Below are 19,154 nucleotides of genomic sequence, written 5' to 3'. Positions count from 1 at the left end.
TAAGCCTGCCATTCATCTAAAAAGTATAACTAAGCGTCAATTTATAGTTTCTACCCAATTCACTCGGATCGCTCGCTTCACCAGCTGGCGCTCTCACATAACGCTCATCGGTGACATTATCAATGCCTACACGTACCACTAAATCAGATAAACTGCCAGAGCCCTGATATTTGGTTGTCAAATTATAAACTTGGTATGATCCAGTACCATAACCTCGCTCAAGATAGTCTTCTGTTAAGCGAGTTTGAGCACGGTACGCCAGCATCTGTACACCAATATCAACATTCTCCAACACTGAGTACTGTAGATTTAAATTGAGCTTATCCGCAGGGGCTTCAGAGTAGGGCTGTTTATTGGTTTCAATTGTCCCTAAAAAGAAATTAGGCACGCCATAAGCATCCATATCAATGGCTGAGTATCCAAGATAACCGCTTAATTTACCCAATTCATAATGCATTTCGACTTCCCATCCACGGCTCACTAATTTACCGATGTTTTTGGCACTATAGTCCCGATGGGTTGCAACAGGTATACCATTGGCAGGCTCAGGTCCAGGTGCACCGGGCTGCTTTACCCCTTGCGTATCCAGGTAATACATAAATGGTACATTATCGATAAAGTTTTTGATATTGTTATCGAAATAAAGGGCCTTGAGCTCAAACTTATCTCCCCAGCTCATCTCATCTAGAAAGATGCCAAATCCGCCTTCTAGGTTTTCAGACTCCTCTGGTTTTAGATCAGGTTGAGGTTCGTTGTAGCAAAACTTGCCACCAATATGGCAACGCCATTCACGCTTTTTATACAGCTCTTGAACACTGGGGGCACGAAATGCTTCAGCGTATTTAATATACAAGTTAAAGTAGTCAGTGACTTTAAGTGTCACTCCCAGCTCACTCGATAGCGCATCATCATCATGGTCATCATATTGGGTATACACATCACTACTGCGCTTATAGCCATCATAACGCAGACCCGCTGTTATCAATATATCGTCATCTACCAAAGATACTTGGTCGATCACCGATAAAGAAATATTGTGGGCATCACTTTCACCGTATTCAGATGTTCTGACCTGATTTTCATCAAACTCAGACTGATCAAACTGTTCAAAATCATAGTTCAATTCAACGGCAATCTGATGGTCAAATGATACACTTAAGTCAAACAAGTTAGCCAATCGGACACCATAGCGTTTGGTATTACCAAATTTACTTCCGGAAAAATCGATTTGTTGCCCGCGACGAACGATATAGCCTAGGGTATAGTCATCATAAGACTTATCTGAATACACCAATTGCGCATCAAAATCGATATAAGGGTTATCTGGCTGATACACATAAGTAGATGCAATCTCTAAATAATCATTACTGAAATTTTTTGACAGTGTCGGATACATCAAGCCCAAACGTGCACTTAAGTTATAGGGCTGATCATTGGAGCGCGTTTTAGACCAGTCAATCTTACTTTGTATGCTATGAACTTTGTCGATAAACCAAGTGTTTTTTAATGCGATATTTTGTCGCTCTGAATCATTTTTTATTTTATCTAGCTTTGCAGCATCCGCGATTGGCTGCTCCTCACTGTCTAGCCCTGTGCTCCCTACGACATCAATATCAGAATACCGAACGGTACTGAGGTGTAATACCGTATCCATATCTTCAGATAGTGCAAACAAGGAACCCGTTAATTGCGTGCTATCGCCATTGCTTTGATGCGTTGCAGTGACATGAGAGCCAAACCCATAGTCACCGTTTAAATAATCACTGGCATCTTTGGTCGTTAAACGAATACTTCCCCCAACCGCGCCCGAGCCCACCGTTAGCGAGTCAGCACCACGTAATACTTGAACTTGCTTTAATTGACTTGGGTCAACGCCTAAACTATTGATCGAAGTAAGGTTACTACCACCATCAGATTCCATTTTTCGCTTAACATTATCCACAGAGATATGGATCCGTTCACCATAAAGGCCACGGATACTGGGCTGTGCCGCCAAAGGTGCCGCACTACCTGTTAATTCAACCCCTGGGATCTCACGTAGTATTTGCGTCAACTCTGCTTGTTGACGACGGGCCATGGCCTCACTATCCAAAACCGTCACAGATCCTGCTGCATCTTTGTTAATCACTGACAATTTATGTCCGTGGACTTCTATTACATCTTCAATATTGCTGGGCTTCACGGCGTTCGCAAACACCTCCGCAGTGCCTAACGCACACAATAAACCCAAAGAAAGCGCCGAGCGTGTAAATTTCATGTCCTTATACACCTTAAATGATAATAATAATGAATCGCATTTGAAATGCGCGGGTAGAATAATTAAACTAAGCGCTTAAAGCAATAACCAAATAACTAAAAGTTATAAATAAATCGGTACTATTTACCTAGGAAAATAGCGTGAGCAATATTCCAACGCCGTCAATTTTGTCGTAACGTATTGTTCTAACGAATACATTCACACTAAGGAAAAGATATGAAAACAATTGTGACTCCCATATTGATGATCGGCGCGTTGGTGTTGAGCCAAACAACAATTGCTAAAACGTACAATGGTGGTGCTGATATGAGCAAGTTGCTCCCCATATCAACACTCTTAAATAACGCACAAAAATACACGACTGAACCTGTGACGATTAAGGGAACTGTGACACGTGTATGCCAAAAACGCGGTTGTTGGATGCAATTGGCCAGTGACAAAAAGTTTCAGACTTTACGCGTCAAAGTGCGTGATGGCGATATGGTTTTTCCCATGACTGCGCAGGGAAAAACCGCATTTGCTACTGGCACGTTAAAAATACATCCCCTCACTCTGGAACAAACTAATCAACGACGTAAAGCACAAAAGTTAGAGCCTGTAGATACCGCACAAGTATTGCATCTTTTTGCGCCAGTCGCTGTGACCATTAAAGACTAAATAACACCATGTCTTGGTTTAAACTCAATCGCAGCCTGCATAGAGACATCGGCTATTTTTGTATTGGCATGACCTTGGTGTTTGCTATTTCAGGCATTGCGCTCAACCATATTCATCAGTTTAATTCTAATTATCAGGTTACCCGCACCAGCCATACAATAACGCTCTCTGGATTAGATATAGAAACCGACCACTTTGAGGCAACACTGCTAGCGACACTGCAGTTAGAAGATAAAGTAAAAGCGCGCTTCTGGCAGGACCAAACAACTTACAAGTTGTTTTTAGAGGAGGATACAACGCTCTACTTATATCCCGAACAAAATGAAGTGTTAGTTGAGCAAGTGGAACCACGGTTTTTACTGCGACAACTTAACTTTCTCCATCTCAATGAAGCCCGTGCAGCATGGATGTGGTTTTCTGATTTTTATGCCATATTACTCATTTATTTAGCCGTGTCTGCGTTGTTCATGGTCAAAGGAAAGCGCGGCGTTTTAGGCCCAAGAGGACTGTTGGTCTTGGCTGGCTTTGCTGCACCAGCAGCTTTTATTATATTTTACTCACACTAAGTAAGTAATCACATACAAAATTCATATCTGTAATGCACTGTAATGGCAAGCTGGCATAGAGTGACTAAATTGAAAGCACACTACTGCAAAATCTACAGTAGTGTGCTTGAACTTTCGCTCGGTAAACACAGGTATGCAAATGACACAATGTGGTATCAACGGATTATTTCTCATTAATTACTTAATTGGCCTCGAAACGCATAAGCCCCAATGCGAAGTGTCACTGCTGGTTTATACACCTGACAAAACTCTATCAGGACGCGCAAAAATGTTTTTCTCTCAGTACAGCGATAGTGCACTTATGTTTCATCTTAATGGTGAATTTCATTACCGATACATCTCTGGGACCAAACATATTGCCGTCAACCTATTAGGTCAGCACGCTCACGCAAGTTCACACCACCAAAACGCAGCCTATCACTACTTGAAACTGGATCTACTGCTCAATCCACATTGGCACACAGGGTACGCAGAGTTGTATTATCGAGATCTTTGCGAGGGTACTTGGGAACATACAAAACAGTTGAACGTAACACAAACACACAACAACCGTATTTCCGAGCTATCACAGCTTGCCTTGCAAGTTAAAAATTAAACCCGATGGCAATACGGTTCCAGTTATTAATCTGTAACGCCAAGCCTATCACAGCTAATTGCTGTGCTTTATTTAATGGTCGTTGCGACTTCGCCTCCATTTCAAACGGCAAAGACTTAGTGACGGCGGTGGTTAGCTGTAAGGCAGCCTGATCAAAAGGGGTAAGTAAAGACAGCTCTGATCCAGTCAGCGCTGCATTCATTTGCTCAAACACTTCGTCTGCAACGCTATTTTTCAAAGCCTCTGCATGCATTCGTTGGCAATACTGGCAGCCATTGATTTGCGATACATAAAGGCGAATTAAATGCACGGTGGCGTCAGGGATAAGCAACTCACCAGACTCACCCAAGGTCGCCAATGCAGATGGTATAAATGGATAATGTGTAAAAAGTTCGTTTTGAGATACCATAAATTGCTCCTGTTTATTTGATATGCAGGAGTTTACGCCTATTAAACACAGTAAAATTGGATATTTACGACATACTCACACCCATAGTTATACATACCTTATTTATGCTGTGCCGACTGAAAAGGCGTACACGCAATGATCATGATAGCCCCTAGCAAAATAACGATATCAGCAACATTAAATACCCCAGTACGCACAGTACCGATCCCAAGGTTAATAAAATCAATCACTGCGCCTTGATTAAAAATACGATCGAGTAAGTTCCCCAAGCCACCAGCAAATATCAAAGTAAGGGAGGTAAGCTGGAGTTTTGATAAATCGTGACTTTTAATCATATAGCCCAGCAAAGCCAACAATAAAAAACCAATGACCCCAACAAATAATACCAACCGCTGAATAGGTGATAACTCTGCACCCAAAGATAAAAACACGCCTAGGTTTTCGGTATACCCTATACGCACTATATCCCCTAAATAGCTGGTCATTTGCCATGCCACTAAACTATCGCTTGCCCACCATTTTGTGCCCTGATCTAGTATCAAGCAAATAAGGCATACCAATAAAATATGCCCCGTCTTGTTGTCATTCATTGTCTTGCTCCCGCGCTGCGAATTCTCACTATAAAAAGCAGTTAGTGAACATAAAATGACAACTCGATAAAATATCCTAACCAACTAGGTCACAAAACGATTAAAGTTGGTGTGTAAATCAATAATACGTTTGGCAATATTATGATTTGCATCTGCGGTTTCACTCGCTCCTTGCGCAGTCTCCTTCGCTAGATCATTAATATTATTTATATTTTTATCAATATCTACAGCAACCATTGACTGCTCTTCGGTTGCGGTGGCGATTTGTGCATTTAAGTCGTTAATTTGCTCTATCGATTCAGACGCTTCATCGAGCATTTGTTGCGTTTTCTCACTTTTTTCATAGCAGTTATAGGCACTTGCTTTGCCTTTTTCCATACTGCTCACCACTTTGTTTGCTTCAGTTTTTAAGCGATCTAACAAGTCTTGAATGTCTGCTGTCGATGACTGAGTGCGCGTGGCAAGCGTGCGTACTTCATCAGCAACTACTGCAAACCCTCGTCCACTTTCACCTGCCCTTGCCGCTTCAATGGCGGCATTCAGTGCCAACAAATTCGTTTGCTCAGAGATACTTTGAATCGCTTCCAGTACTGAGCTGATATTGTTGGTCTCTTCCACCAGTTCGCCAATTTCATCCGATGCGAGGTTAAGCTCTGAGACTAAGTTTTCTATAATTTGATTGGTTTGCGTTGCGATGCTTTTTCCTGAGTTCACTTTTTCGCGCACCTTTGCTGTGGCCTCAGCCGCGTGCGCCGTGCTTTTTGACATATCTTGGGTAGTCGTGGTCATTTCATACACAGCCGAAGCCACCATCTCCGTTTGATTCTTCTGCTCTGTTACACTTTGCTCTGTTTGACGCATCACATTCATAGCCAATTCTGAAGAGCTGCCTAAACTTTTTACCACGTCATTAGTGCTTTGAATGGTAGCACGCAGCCCAGAGACAAATTTATTGAACTCTTTAGCCATTGTACCCGTTTCATCCTTTGCAGATTCATCCAACATCACGGTTAAATCACCATCACCACTGGCGATCGATTTGAGCCTGACAATCAATTTTTCGATAGGCTGCGTGATAGAACGACCAATAAACAGTGCTACGATGATAGCAATCACCACAGCCACTATCGCAGTCACGGAGATAAGCTTGATTGCTAAAATTTCATCATGCTCAGCTTGGCGCGTTGCTTTTTGTGTGAACGCTTGAACATCAGCAAGGAGGGCAATTAATTCGCCTTTTAATTGATCCTCCTCCTGTTCAATGAGCTTCACTTGCGACATCAACTCAATGAGTGGTTTTTGTGATAACTGCCCCAAAAGCGTATTAATATCAAGGCGTGCCTGTGCATAATGCTTGCTTATCACATCCAGCTCTTGCTGCACCTGCTTGAACTTTTTCGCCGCTTCTTGAGAATGCGCCAGAGTAATAGCTTCTGTCGCGAAAGCTCGAGTGTCTTTAATTTCTTTACCCACTTTATCCACAGATGTAATGAGTTTTTGCTCAAGCTGACGCACTTTAGTATCGTAATCAACGTGGCCACTATCAGACAGTGATTTATACAGCAGCATCCGTTCAAGTAAGATAGCCTGTTCCAATTGATGCTCTGTGATTTGGGTAAGAAAATTATTGAGTGGAATATCCTCTTCCGCAATATCAATCAACTCATAGCCTATTTTGGCCATTTGCACCAATGCGATGGTACTCACTAACAGTAGCATCACCAGCTGAATACCACTCATTAAATAGATCCGGTGTGCAATCTTTAGTTGATTCATAATCAACACCTTCTGGTTTAGTTATTGCAATTTCAGCTATCTCAACACTGTCTAAAATAGTGCAAAAGCTGAATAGAAAATTCTGGGTTCTGTTTTAAATAGTCAAAACCATCTGCTTGATTCAAAAACTCCGACAACCCTTCTTGCTCCACGATGTCGCATGTGTCTAATCGCTTAAACCCCATTTGCCACTGTGCAAACATGCGTTTTTCTACCGTTTGCTCATGTAACTTATTGATCCTTTCATGACGGGGGTCTTGGCAAATACATGAATATAAATCCTGAACAGCATGCACTTCACCTTCAAGCAGTTGGATAAACGTACCTTTACCATCGTATAAAAGAAGCCCCGTGATCCCATTCATGGTGTTCCGAGCTCTAAAGCTCGTCATCATTTTTAACAGTTCAGACTCATCCAATCGATTTTTAGCCTTACTGATATATACCAGTTGAAACATTGTCGTTTGCTTCTCCACCCTTTATGCAAATATGATCGATAAATAAAACAGCCCTTCCCCGTTCAACGCACATCATACTGTCGATGCTAACGCACTTTAAAAAAGCTAATTGCGCTGCGCATACCTGCGGACAATGCATCTAGCTTTTGCGTCGCATCTCGATTGGTTTCTGTGACTTCAATTGCGTTATCTGACATCGAAGCAATCGAATTCATCGCCTCAGACACCTCAGAAATTGCCCCCACTTGATCTGCACTGGCTTGTACGACCTCTCTCACCCGCTGCAACGAGTCGCTGGCTTGGGCATCAATGCTTTGCAGTAGCTCTGTTGCTTCTTGAATAAGCGCTTTACCATTTTCTACTTGAGGCTGAGTTTGCTCCATAGCCTCTACGGAAGCCGAAGTCTCTTTTTGAATTTCGCCAATCATGGCTTCTATTTGTGCTGTCGCTTCGCCTGTACGCTTCGCAAGCTGCCTCACCTCGTCAGCTACGACGGCAAAGCCACGCCCAGACTCACCTGCACGAGCTGCTTCAATCGCCGCATTCAATGCCAGTAAGTTGGTTTGCTCTGATATGCCACTAATGACATTGGCAATCCCACCGATTTGCTCAGTATTGGCCTCTAACTTTTTAATCTGTGCGACTGTGCCATTGACTGTCTCAGCAATACGTACAATTTCTGCAGCGCTGGCGGCAATGGCATCGCGACCTTTATCGGCAAACTCAACCGTAGACTCAGAGTTCTCCTCGGTTCTGGCTGTTAGTTCACTGACATGATCAATACTGCTGCGTAGGTGATCCAATCGCACCACAGTCTGCTGTGTTAAAGAAGCCTGTTGCTGTGCTGCTGCATAAATATCATCTGAGCCTGATGACACCACCTTCGCTTGCTCAGCCAAATCAGTCGATCCTCCCACTATCTTGGAGACAATTTCAGTGAGCTGTAATTTCATATCAAATAATTTGGACAACATGCTATTGGGATAATCAGTGGACACACTCTGCGTGAGATCCCCTTGTGAAATGGCTGACAAAGCCTTTTCAGCTTGGCGCACTTCCCCGCCAAGGGCTTCACGAATGCTCTTCGCAATCATCAATCCTATAAAGACGCTTACCGCAATAGCCAGCAAGGTTGCGCCTACCATAAACTGACCAAACCCACCCGCGACCGCTCGCGCCTCAGGTGTAGCAATTTGGTTTGCTTCTTCTTGATAGTCGATGAATTCATTGATCCGCGCCAGCCAGGTCATAAAAGCAGGTCGAGCTTGTGTAAGCACCGCCTCATCAACGTTTTCGCCAGCCCGCTTTTTCTCAATAATCGTTGCCACCAAAGGCCGTGTGGTGACTTTAATGTCTTCAATACTTTTTAAAATACGTCTTTCATTATCATTAAACGGCACACCTTTGGATTTCATTTGTGCCATGCTGTTTTCAGCTTCAATGTAAAAGCGCTCTAATTCAGCAATCTCACCTTCAAACTGGCGCAGCTCACTGTCAGAACGCGCGATCGCCACATCCCGAATAGCAATCGCTGTGTCGTGCACACTGCCTCTAAAGTTAATCGCATATCGTTGCTTCACCGAATTGACATCCGTCATTTGAGCCAAGGTGTCATCTATAAAGTTAACGTCTTTAATGCCTATCCCTGTTAATATGATCATCAAACACAAAATAGCGCCGTACCCGACAGAAAGTCGCTGTCGTATCGTTAATCCCGCTAAAAAGTTCATTTATTCACCTTTTTGTCACTTCCGCTTAGTAAATTTAGGGCCTAATTTAGTCCTGCGCCAATTTCAGCCCTGTAAAAGATTAGCTTTTATTTGTTTTTACTGAGAAATAGACCCTATCAGGCGCTTTCTGGTTACAAGGATAAAAAATAAATTATTACTTGCACTCGAGGTACATAAACACTTAATATTAATGATAATCATTATCATACAAATAAACATCGTGAATTATCTAACTCCTTCATTAGTAACTAGTCTGCTTTTTAGCTCTGCGGGCGCATTCGCAACTACTTCAACTTCAGATAAAACAGCGCTTGAACATATTGAAGTGCAAGGTGTGCAATCTCGGCTGCAAGCGCGTGGAATTTTAAAAGACAGTATCGCAAGAACAGAGCTGATAGATGCCGAGCAATTAAAAAATATGCAGGCTGCCAACTTAACAGAAGCGATAGATAAAGCACTTGGGATCCGCGTCTCCAATGAATGCTCAATGTGTGGCGCGAAACGCATCATGATCAACGGAATGAAAGGGGAACACACCAATGTATTGATCGACGGCGTACCCATGCACACCATGTTATCTGGGTTTTATGGTATGGATAGCATTGCAACATCTGGCATTGGCACCATAGAAATTGCGCGCGGTGCAGGAGCATCCTTGACCGCGCCCGAAGCCATAGGCGGGACTGTCAATTTAGTGTCACAAAAGCCAACTAAAAATGCTGCTGAACTAGACATGGCGATGGGAAATCATGGATATAGAAAAATATCCATGCTCGCTATGGGCGTCAGTGAAGATGAACACAGCAGTATCAGTGCCATTGCGCAACAAGACAGTCGTGATCAATTTGACGGCGACCACAATGGCGTCAGTGAATCACCTCTGTTAGACAATCAATCCATTGCTATCACTCTTACCCATGATTTATCACTCGATACGACTATCAAAGCGCGCTATGGCCGCAGTAACTCTGAAGTATTTGGCGGCCCTCTACTGGGCGATACTACCAGCTCAATAGCCGAGACATTGGCCAGTGTAAGTCGAGGAGAAGCTGAGCATTTGTTCGTTGATAACCAAGTCGATGGTCGTTATGTCGGTCATCCTTGGGAAACGGCAGAGTGGGTCGATACACAAAGAGAAGAGTGGTTAGTGTCACTGCTACACAGTGTGAATGACAAGCTCACTGTCGATATCAGTTATGCCAATGTTGATCATATTCAAGATTCTTTCTATGAAAGCATTGATTACTTTGCGCAAGATGACATGCAATTTATCAGTGCCAAACTCTATTATGCACTGAATGACCAACACCTTATCACCTTGGGTGTGGACCATCGTGATGAGCAAATGCGCAGTCACAGCGCAGCTCTGGCTGACAATCTACTCTATATGTCTGACAGCTTTGATTACACCGTATCAGGTTTGTATATTCAGGAAACCTATACCCCATCCATTGATTTTGAACTGGCCTTGGCAGTACGCTTCGATCGCATCACCGCAGATTTTATCGCTAATCGAGTAACTGATAACGAAATAGATGAAACCTTGGTGTCTCCTCGCCTTGACATGCGCTGGTTTCACCACGAAAACTGGACATCACGGTTCTCTGTAGGCCAAGGCTACCGTGCACCCTTGTCTTTTTTCGAGAGCGATCATGGGATATTAGATGCTGAAAAAGGTTACCTAGTCGATGTGCATGATGTCGAACGCTCTGTCGGATACAACTATTCACTTAACCACAGTGCGGACAAACTCAATGCCACTTTATCACTGGCCTATACGCAAATCGACAACCTTGCCACGCTGTATCACAACGAAACTGGTACGCCTGTACTAGGCCAATTATCTGAACAAGCTGATGTGTTGGCTTGGGATCTTGCCTTAAACTATCAACTAATAGAGCAACTTCAGCTTGGTGCCAGTATTGAGACTTACAGATACAATAATGAATTTAAGTCCTCCTTGGGCATAGCGCCCACTGAAAAGCGCGCCAGTATCAATCTAGAATTTGTGCAAGCGGAATGGACAGTCACTGCGAATTACCTATTTATACCTAGCCGAGACTTGAGTGATTATGGCTATGAGGGTTTCAATGATATGCAGGCACAACAACCTAAAGCCACCGAAGTCTCTAGTTATGGGCTCTTAGATTTTAAAGTCACCTATAAACTGACCAGTGATATTAAGCTATATGCAGGTATGAACAATGCGCTAGATTATAATCAGGCGGCTGATGAAGAGTCTCCATTGTTGTTTGACAACGAAGGCGGGTATGACGTCACCTATATTTATGCACCTCTAAGAGGCAGACAAGCATACCTTGGCTTTGACTATGACTTTTAAACCAGCCTCAATACTTTGGTTTTTACTTGCAGCGCCTTTTGGCGCTGCGGCAATAAGCCCTTTCTACCAATTAAAGCTCACACCTATCACAGCAAATGCGCCAAGCGACTTATCCGCCTACCGAGGTCAAGTACTCATAGTCATGCTCGTACAACCGGATTGCAGCTGGTGTAAAAAACAACACAAACTACTTACACGCCTCGCGGAACAACAACCGAACCCTTGCCAAGATCTGGCCGTAATGATGATGGCAACAGGAGGCGGCAGACATACTCTAAAAAGAGCGATGAATCGCTATCAAAGTCACTTCCCCATCACCACCTTGCCCAATAAGTTGGCGCAGTCATTGACCGTAAAAAGCGCACCGCAGCTGTTTATATTAGATAGTGAGGGAGCATTAGTAACTTATCATATTGGCTTTATGCCGGAACATGCTTTACGAAGTGCTTTGAATGGGTTGATGACAAAAGCGCACTGTGAGGCGTAGCTGGGTTAGTTCGCTTTACCCAGCCAGTTTAAAAAGCCTTTTGCATCGGCAGTGTTGGCAAAGTCGATATAACTTAGGCCTGATTGATGCTTTACTGCCATACGACATTTATGCATAGAAATTGATTGGACCGGTAACGTGATCGCCACCTGCTGTCCTTGGTATAAGTAAGACATAATAAAACGCTCATTTTTAATATTTAATATCTCTACGTGCACAAAGCACAAAGAGATTTATTTACATGATGCCTTATTAAGGTCTGCTGAATAGTGCCCACACACAGTGGCAACATTTATAACCATGTAATGACATGGTCGTACAATTGATAATTTCAAGACAGACGCATTAAGGCGCTAACTTTAAAACTATGACTGACTGGATCAAGGTAAGACATATTACTGCTTATTTTTTCGAGTTTCATAAGCAAGTTGGTCAGCATACTTTAATTATAGAAACTGTACAAGAGAAAAATTAAACTTATATGTCAATTTTGCATAATTAACTTTGCAATAGACAGTGTCCATGCAAAATTCAACTAAGTTGACCTCTATGCTGTACAGAAAACCTGCACTCATATTTGTAATGACTATACTTAAGACTGCTACCAGCCTAATTTTGGAGGACACTTTGTGCACAGACTGGAACAGGAACTGTACGCGAAGCTAAAAGAACATCCTGAGATATTCGACTTTGTGATTGAATCATCTTTAGATGGACTATGGTATTGGGACCTTGAGAACCCAGATCAAGAATGGATGAGTCCAAAGTTATGGCAAACACTGGGTTATGATCCAAATAATAAAAAACACGAAGTCAGCGAGTGGCATAAGATCATCAACCAAGACGACCTTAAGCTAGCCCTTGATAACTTCGAAAAGCATAAAGCTGATCCAAGCCACCCATATGACCAAGTTGTACGCTATACCCATGCAACTGGCAAAACAATCTGGATACGTTGCAAAGGACTGATCCTAAGAAATGATGATGGCCATCCTGAGAGAATGATAGGCTCACATATTGATATCACTGAATTCAAAGAAAGTGAGCGGCGTGCCATAGAAGCCCTCGAGGCCAGAGAGCAATTTTTTGCTCGGATGTCTCATGAAATCCGCACCCCACTATTCGGTATCCTCGGCATTGCAGGTACCCTAAAAAATGCGGTTGGCAATGAAAAAATAGCACAAGATATCAGTACAATACTGAGCTGTGGCGAGCAGCTACAATCATTGCTCAACGACATTCTCACTCTAGCAAAACTCGATGCTGAAAAGCTCTCCACCAGCATCGAAAAAGTTGCTTTAGATAATGTGTTCAGCCACATCCACGAGCTGTATGATGCTGCAGCCACAGAAAAAGAGCTCGACCTCAATGTCGATACTCACAATATTAAACACGTCTATGTGAAAACCGATAAAGTACGGCTGACACAAGTGCTTAGTAACTTAGTCAGTAATGCCATCAAATATACAAAAACAGGGTCAGTGACCGTTAAAGCACTATTGCAAAACCAAACATGCACCCTCTCTGTCATCGATACCGGGGTAGGTATTAAAGATGTCGACGCGATTTTTCAAGCTTATACGCAAGAAGATAACTCTTACGAAGGCATGGTCAGCGGCAGCGGATTAGGGCTAGAAGTCGTTTCACAACTGTGTGAATTACTCGACTACCAACTTAAGTTCGAATCAGAGCTTGGGGTCGGGACACAAGTTTCTATTTCTATGCCTGCAGATAAAATAAAGCCGCAAAGTGAAGAGCCTGAATCTGTAGCGCCAAAGCTGAACATCCCCACAATCGATCGCGTTTTAGTGGTGGATGATAATGCACTGAATTTGGTGATCACCAATAAAATGCTCAATACCTTTTGCAGCACAATAGAACAAGCATCTGACGGCTATGAAGCACTGCAAGTGATTAATAGCTCACCTCCATTTGATTTGATCCTGCTAGATATCAACATGCCTAAAATGAATGGCTATGAGGTGCTGGCCTTGCTCACTACCATGTCAATGTCTGAGTCTACCCGCATCATTATGCTCTCAGCCGATGCTTATGAAGCAACCCAGCAAAAATGCCTTGAACTTGGGGCGGATGGGTACCTAACCAAGCCATTTACTCAACAAGAGTTGATCGAAGCACTCTCATCCACTAATACTGAGACATAACTTTTTCGCCTATGCAGCCACTTAAGTATTTACTATTTGCCCTTGTGATCTCAACCCTGACCTACTTTTTAGGCAGTCACTCAGCTCGAGCACAAACCCTGACAATTACCATTGGTGAATACCCACCTTACTCGGGTAAAAACTTGATTGAACAAGGGCTTGTACCACAGATCATACGTAAAGCATTTGCAGAAAAAGATATTCAGATAAAGTTTGTCTTCATGCCTTGGGCACGCAGCTTTAAAGAGTCTGAAAAAATAAACTATGACGCGTCCGCTTTTTGGTTTTGCACAGAGAAAAGGCAACAAGACTATTTTTGTAGTACCGCATTATATGAGGAAACAGCGGTGTTTTTTTACAATAAAAGTAACCCTGTGCCACCTTGGCGTACCTTACAAGAATTAGATAAATACCGCATAGGTGCGACGCGAGGTTATAGTTATACTCAAGAGTTTTGGCAATTGGCGAAAACAGGCTCACTAGATATCAACGTCATGACCCGAGATGAACAAAACTTATCTATGCTCATCAAAGGCAGAATTGATCTCTTTCCGATGGGCTTACTTCCTGCTAGGTACCTATTAGACCAAAAGTATCCGCAGGAAAAACATCAACTCAGCTACCATACGACACCTTTAATGACCGGCACGCTACATCTGTTATTTCCAAAAAACAAAGAGGACTCAATCGCGCTACTCAAGGTCTTTAATGATGGCATGCAAAAGATCATGCACAGTGGTGAATATCAAGCTATCTTGTCCAAAAGTCAGAGTCGCTAGCATATGTATACGACGGCAGCCACAACTCCCCTTCGCTAGATTACAACCAAAGGTACCTAAAATTCAGCCTCACAATGCGCACAGTACACAGTAACCCACAGATAAAAAATAACTTTTTAAGAAAAAAGGCATAATTAACAATCAAATTCATGAAGCAATATCATGTGATTTGAAATATATAGTTAAGCTGTGCGGTCTATAGAGGTAATTATTTTTATTGGAAATTCAAATGCAACATAAAATACTGATAAATTTGGTGACCGGATTATTGGCATTTAGCCTTTTTGTTTTCGGGTTATCCATGATGCTGGGTGGCAATGATCGATATGTACACACAATACTGCAGTTTTATGCCCTTGATACCGCCATATCACAAATGCTTGCAGCTCAACTACTCGGCGGGGTAATTGTCATTATTAGCGCGTTATTGGTTTATCAGCAACCAACATCAAAAAAAGCGGCTCTAATCGGTGTTAGCACCTTTGCAACGCTCTTTTTAATCACTTTATTGGGAGAGGCTCGCTGGATAAATTCGTTAGGTGGCTTTCCGGTGATCGGTTCTGGGCAAGGCATCATTAAGTACTTTGCGTTGTTGCCCATTGTGATGTATCTATTTTTGCGTGATAAATTCACGGCATATCAGCATCAATGGCTCAATTTTTTCCCTGTTGCGCTGGTATTGATATGGATAGGCAGTATGAAATTCTTCGAGTTTGAAGCCAAGGGCATCGAAATGCTGTTAATTCACTCACCTCTGATGTCATGGATGTATGACCTACTGTCTCTGCAAATGGCGTCAAATTTAATTGGCATATACGACTTATTCTTTGCTGGCCTTTTAGCATTCGCAATTGCGCATCAAAGTTTACTTTTACTCAGAGCAGCTGTTTTTGGGTGTGGTGCCGTATTTATCGTCACGCAAACTTTTTTATTTACAACACCAGACGCGCTCAGCGCAACCACACTATTGACGGGAACAGGGCAGTTTATTATTAAAGATATTTGGTTTATCTGTAACTTATTAATAATCACTTGGCTTATGCATAACCAGCAATCTAATCCTAATCAGCCACACTCGTCGGTACCTGCGGCTGTTTAACTTTTACCAAATCTATGACATGTGCACAGTTGCGGCCAGCTTCTTTGGCCGCATACATTGCTCTGTCCGCATGATTCAGCAATATCTCTTCACTTTCATGTGTTTCTGGACGCATCACAGCTCCCCCGACACTCACTGACACAAACTTAGATACTTGTGAACCTTCATGATGAATTCTCAATTCCTGAACAGTTGAAAGACAATGTTCACAAAACAAATCTATATGCTCTGTATCCGGCAGAATAAATACAAACTCCTCCCCCCCGATACGCGCAAACACGTCGCAAGAGCGTTTTGCTAAATCGTTTAATGCTTGTGCTACACGATGAAGGCACTCATCCCCCATAACATGCCCATATCGATCGTTATACTCTTTAAAATAATCTATATCCACGACTAACAAACTGATAGGGCTAGCAATGCGCACAGCACGGCGCCACTCCTTTTGCAACTGCAAATCAAAATAGCGACGATTTGAAACCTGAGTTAACCCATCTACTTGAGTTAAAACCAGTAAGCGCTCATTGGCTTTATCCAATTCATGTGTTTTTGCTCTTACGGCTTGTGCGATGGCAACCTGTTTACGATAAAGTAAGCGAACATAAAGCAAGGTGAGTATTGTAGACAAAACGCCAATGATTAATACAATCAAAGGCATCGAAGAAGTGCGACTTTGAATAAACTGCGCTGTCGGTACCGCACTGATCCGCCAATCTCTACCCCAAACCTCAACCCAAATCGATTGCGGCGAAAATGACGAAGTCATATTGCCATGGCGATGTAATACATGCACGGTCGAAGGATCAGTCATATCTTCAATTAAAAATTCAATATCTCCTTCATTTTTCCCCAACTTTGATAGCATGATAAGCGCTTGCACTTTAAATACACCGACCACAAAACCAAGAATATGCTCTCTTTTTTCCAGCACAGTCACTGGCTGATCTTGATACACTGGGCGCATAGCTAAAAATGCATTTTGCTCTTTTGGGTCTTGAACAAGTTTAATGCTCGAAGTGGCTAATGGTAAAGCTAAGTCTCTTGATGCCTGAATGATTGATTGCCGACGAGTGTCGGACAGAAGGTCAAAGCCAAGTGCAATTTCATTGCCATATATTGGTTCTACAAACTGGACAGGGTAGTACTCTTTTCGTTCAGCAGCTCTTTTCATCACCCCAGAGGGCTGACGCTCTGTGATAGAAAAGTGCGTATAATTTCTAAGGCCTTGTTGCTCGAATTGCGCTCTGTCTGAGTGGAATACTCTTGGCGCCCACTCTAAAGCTTGGATCCCTACATGCGTGGTGAGTAACTTTGCGGACACTTTTCTAAAAAGTGGTTTGTTTGCTGATGGCTGTGTTTCAAATAATATGGCTAAACTATGCAATGTTGCCAAACGGCTCAATACACTTTGTTTGAATGAATCAACACGCAATACATATTCACTTCTAAACTCTTGCGATATTAAACGTTGCTGATCAAAGTGCAGCACGTATGCCGATACCAAAGTAAAACCAAACCCAAATATGACCACCAGCCCCTGTAGCAACTTAGCATAATGACGATGAGTTAAATCCATATTTGCGCCCCGCATCCCTGACTCAACAAAGTATAGATAAGCCAGTTAAAATCGCTACATTTAAAATAAAGATTTATCATGACACGTCGCTAAGCGTAAGCACAATTCATTCGGCAGATACTCGCATCTCTGCTATTATCGCTAACTTGCGGTACCACTATCGCTCACCATAAGATTAAAGCAAAGGCCGAGCTGTATTTTGGCCAAACAGAAGAGAACTTGCATGAATTTTTCCCAACTTGGGCTATCTCAAGTACTGTTAGATACACTCCAATCTAAAGGTTATCAATCACCTACACCAATACAACAGCAAGCGATCCCCGCAGTACTTGCTGGCGAGGATGTGATGGCGGCGGCGCAAACAGGTACAGGTAAAACAGCGGCGTTTACCTTGCCGCTCATCGAACAGCTACTAACCACCCAACAACCTCACGCCAATCAAGCTCGAGTTTTAGTCTTAGCGCCTACACGGGAACTGGCGATACAAATATCTGAAAGCGTCGAAACATACAGCAAAGGTACCCGTCTTCGTAGCACAGTTGTATATGGTGGAGTGAAAATAAACCCACAAATGATGCGCCTGAGAAAAGGGGTCGATATCTTAATCGCCACACCAGGTCGTTTACTCGATTTATATCAGCAAAATGCCGTTAAATTTAATGAGCTCAGCGCTTTAGTTTTAGATGAAGCCGACCGTATGCTCGACATGGGCTTTATTCATGACCTAAAGAAAATAATTAGCCTATTGCCACATAAACGCCAAAACCTACTTTTTTCTGCGACTTTCTCAGATCCAATTAGAGCACTGGCAAAAACGTTGTTTTCAGCACCTGTCGAGATTTCTGTTGCCGCCGAAAATACCGCAGCTAAATCAGTCATTCAAAGTGCATATGCACTGGATAAACCACAAAAAAATAAGCTGCTTAGTCATTTAATTTTAAATAAAAAATGGCAACAAGTACTGGTTTTTTGTCGAACCAAACATGGGGCAAATCGACTGGTTACTTATTTAGAGAAAAACCATATCAGTGCAGCAGCAATACATGGCAATAAATCTCAAGGGGCGAGAGTTAAAGCGCTTAATGGCTTCAAAAATGGCGAAATAAATGTGTTAGTTGCAACTGACATCGTGGCTCGCGGCCTTGATATTAGTGAGCTGCCCTATGTTGTAAATTATGATCTGCCCAATACCTATGAAGATTATGTTCATCGTATTGGACGAACTGGCCGAGCAGGAAGCGAAGGCATAGCCGTATCATTTGTAACCGCAGCAGATGCCGATGACCTCTATGGTATCGAGCGCTTTATCGGTGCATTGATCCCTCGAGCAGAAGAACCTGGTTTTATCGCACAAAACCCAGTTCCAGAGAAGGAACTCGATACACGTCCATTGAAACCGAAAAAACCGAAAAAGCCAAAAAAGAAAAAACCTGCTCCAGAGGAATCCGGGAAAACGGCTAATACTTCTAAAAAACCTGTGTCAACGGCAAACAAGAGCCAAACGAGGAATAGAAAGCCACAACAAAATAAAAAGCAGGGTCACCAAAATAACGCCATCTCTAAAGAGAGTAAGCGCACCTCAACACAAAGAAACCGCCCAAAAAATAAAACCAATCAATAATGCCTATCTATATACGCTGAGTGAATGCTCAGCGTTTTCATCAGGAGC

At 42.7% G+C, this 19,154-nt stretch carries 17 protein-coding genes; 9 read left to right on the top strand and 8 right to left on the bottom strand.

Features of this window, described 5'->3' with window-relative positions; all coding sequences use genetic code 11:
• Positions 1 to 16: 16 nt before the first annotated feature.
• Positions 17 to 2,257 (bottom strand): TonB-dependent receptor domain-containing protein, encoded by a 2,241-nt coding sequence (locus S4054249_RS00325; RefSeq protein ID WP_046354300.1) that lies wholly within the window; start codon positions 2,255 to 2,257, stop codon positions 17 to 19.
• Positions 2,258 to 2,473: 216 nt separating this feature from the next.
• Between S4054249_RS00325 and S4054249_RS00320 the strand changes: the two genes are divergently transcribed.
• The 3 genes from S4054249_RS00320 (at position 2,474) to S4054249_RS00310 (ending at position 4,075) form a co-directional block, all read left to right on the top strand.
• A complete protein-coding gene (locus S4054249_RS00320) occupies positions 2,474 to 2,914 on the top strand; it encodes a DUF4920 domain-containing protein (protein ID WP_052960834.1) in 441 nt (146 codons plus the stop codon).
• 8 nt (positions 2,915 to 2,922) lie between these two features.
• Positions 2,923 to 3,480 carry a PepSY-associated TM helix domain-containing protein gene (locus tag S4054249_RS00315; RefSeq protein WP_046354301.1) on the top strand — a complete coding sequence of 186 codons (558 nt, stop codon included), beginning with the start codon at positions 2,923 to 2,925 and terminating at the stop codon, positions 3,478 to 3,480.
• Positions 3,481 to 3,613: 133 nt separating this feature from the next.
• A complete protein-coding gene (locus S4054249_RS00310; RefSeq protein ID WP_080928265.1) occupies positions 3,614 to 4,075 on the top strand; it encodes a DUF1842 domain-containing protein in 462 nt (153 codons plus the stop codon).
• Here the strand turns inward: S4054249_RS00310 and S4054249_RS00305 are convergent.
• The 5 genes from S4054249_RS00305 to S4054249_RS00285 all read right to left on the bottom strand — a co-directional run bounded on the left by S4054249_RS00305 (position 4,065) and on the right by S4054249_RS00285 (position 9,038).
• Positions 4,065 to 4,484 (bottom strand): carboxymuconolactone decarboxylase family protein, encoded by a 420-nt coding sequence (locus tag S4054249_RS00305; protein ID WP_052960835.1) that lies wholly within the window; start codon positions 4,482 to 4,484, stop codon positions 4,065 to 4,067. The genes S4054249_RS00310 and S4054249_RS00305 overlap by 11 nt on opposite strands.
• Before the next feature lie 98 nt (positions 4,485 to 4,582).
• Positions 4,583 to 5,074 (bottom strand): signal peptidase II, encoded by a 492-nt coding sequence (gene lspA, locus S4054249_RS00300; protein WP_046354303.1) that lies wholly within the window; start codon positions 5,072 to 5,074, stop codon positions 4,583 to 4,585.
• Positions 5,075 to 5,158: 84 nt separating this feature from the next.
• Complete coding sequence (locus tag S4054249_RS00295) at positions 5,159 to 6,850, bottom strand: methyl-accepting chemotaxis protein (protein ID WP_230851772.1); 1,692 nt, start codon at positions 6,848 to 6,850, stop codon at positions 5,159 to 5,161.
• A gap of 41 nt (positions 6,851 to 6,891) precedes the next feature.
• Positions 6,892 to 7,308, bottom strand: a complete 417-nt coding sequence (locus S4054249_RS00290) for a BLUF domain-containing protein (RefSeq protein WP_046354304.1) — start codon at positions 7,306 to 7,308, stop codon at positions 6,892 to 6,894.
• A gap of 86 nt (positions 7,309 to 7,394) precedes the next feature.
• Positions 7,395 to 9,038, bottom strand: coding sequence for a methyl-accepting chemotaxis protein (locus tag S4054249_RS00285; protein WP_046354305.1), 1,644 nt, complete (start codon positions 9,036 to 9,038; stop codon positions 7,395 to 7,397).
• Between the two features lie 220 nt (positions 9,039 to 9,258).
• Between S4054249_RS00285 and S4054249_RS00280 the strand changes: the two genes are divergently transcribed.
• Positions 9,259 to 11,379, top strand: coding sequence for a TonB-dependent receptor plug domain-containing protein (locus S4054249_RS00280; protein WP_230851771.1), 2,121 nt, complete (start codon positions 9,259 to 9,261; stop codon positions 11,377 to 11,379).
• On the top strand, positions 11,369 to 11,866 hold the full coding sequence (locus tag S4054249_RS00275; protein ID WP_046354306.1) for a TlpA family protein disulfide reductase: 498 nt from the start codon (positions 11,369 to 11,371) through the stop codon (positions 11,864 to 11,866). The genes S4054249_RS00280 and S4054249_RS00275 overlap by 11 nt, the downstream gene beginning before the upstream one ends.
• Before the next feature lie 5 nt (positions 11,867 to 11,871).
• Here S4054249_RS00275 and S4054249_RS26435 read toward each other — a convergent pair whose 3' ends face one another.
• The gene (locus tag S4054249_RS26435) at positions 11,872 to 12,042 is read right to left on the bottom strand and encodes a hypothetical protein (RefSeq protein WP_155401336.1); all 171 of its coding nucleotides are present in this window, start codon (positions 12,040 to 12,042) and stop codon (positions 11,872 to 11,874) included.
• A gap of 453 nt (positions 12,043 to 12,495) precedes the next feature.
• Here S4054249_RS26435 and S4054249_RS00265 point away from each other — a divergent pair, with 453 nt between their 5' ends.
• The 3 genes from S4054249_RS00265 (at position 12,496) to S4054249_RS00255 (ending at position 15,909) form a co-directional block, all read left to right on the top strand.
• Positions 12,496 to 14,031: a hybrid sensor histidine kinase/response regulator gene (locus S4054249_RS00265; protein WP_046354308.1), complete on the top strand. Its 1,536-nt coding sequence runs from the start codon at positions 12,496 to 12,498 to the stop codon at positions 14,029 to 14,031.
• Between the two features lie 11 nt (positions 14,032 to 14,042).
• Positions 14,043 to 14,810: a substrate-binding periplasmic protein gene (locus tag S4054249_RS00260; protein WP_046354309.1), complete on the top strand. Its 768-nt coding sequence runs from the start codon at positions 14,043 to 14,045 to the stop codon at positions 14,808 to 14,810.
• 229 nt (positions 14,811 to 15,039) lie between these two features.
• Complete coding sequence (locus tag S4054249_RS00255; RefSeq protein ID WP_046354310.1) at positions 15,040 to 15,909, top strand: DUF417 family protein; 870 nt, start codon at positions 15,040 to 15,042, stop codon at positions 15,907 to 15,909.
• On the opposite strand, the gene S4054249_RS00250 is transcribed toward S4054249_RS00255, so the two are convergent.
• Positions 15,872 to 17,485 (bottom strand): CHASE domain-containing protein, encoded by a 1,614-nt coding sequence (locus S4054249_RS00250; RefSeq protein ID WP_069949040.1) that lies wholly within the window; start codon positions 17,483 to 17,485, stop codon positions 15,872 to 15,874. The genes S4054249_RS00255 and S4054249_RS00250 overlap by 38 nt on opposite strands.
• A 223-nt stretch (positions 17,486 to 17,708) precedes the next feature.
• Here S4054249_RS00250 and S4054249_RS00245 point away from each other — a divergent pair, with 223 nt between their 5' ends.
• Positions 17,709 to 19,106 (top strand): DEAD/DEAH box helicase, encoded by a 1,398-nt coding sequence (locus S4054249_RS00245; protein ID WP_046354312.1) that lies wholly within the window; start codon positions 17,709 to 17,711, stop codon positions 19,104 to 19,106.
• Positions 19,107 to 19,154 lie beyond the last annotated feature (48 nt).

The sequence above is a fragment of the Pseudoalteromonas luteoviolacea genome, assembly GCF_001750165.1.
Taxonomy (GTDB): domain Bacteria; phylum Pseudomonadota; class Gammaproteobacteria; order Enterobacterales; family Alteromonadaceae; genus Pseudoalteromonas; species Pseudoalteromonas luteoviolacea_G.
The sequence above is the reverse complement of the archived record's forward strand: the minus strand, read 5'-3'. Positions and strand labels throughout refer to the sequence as shown.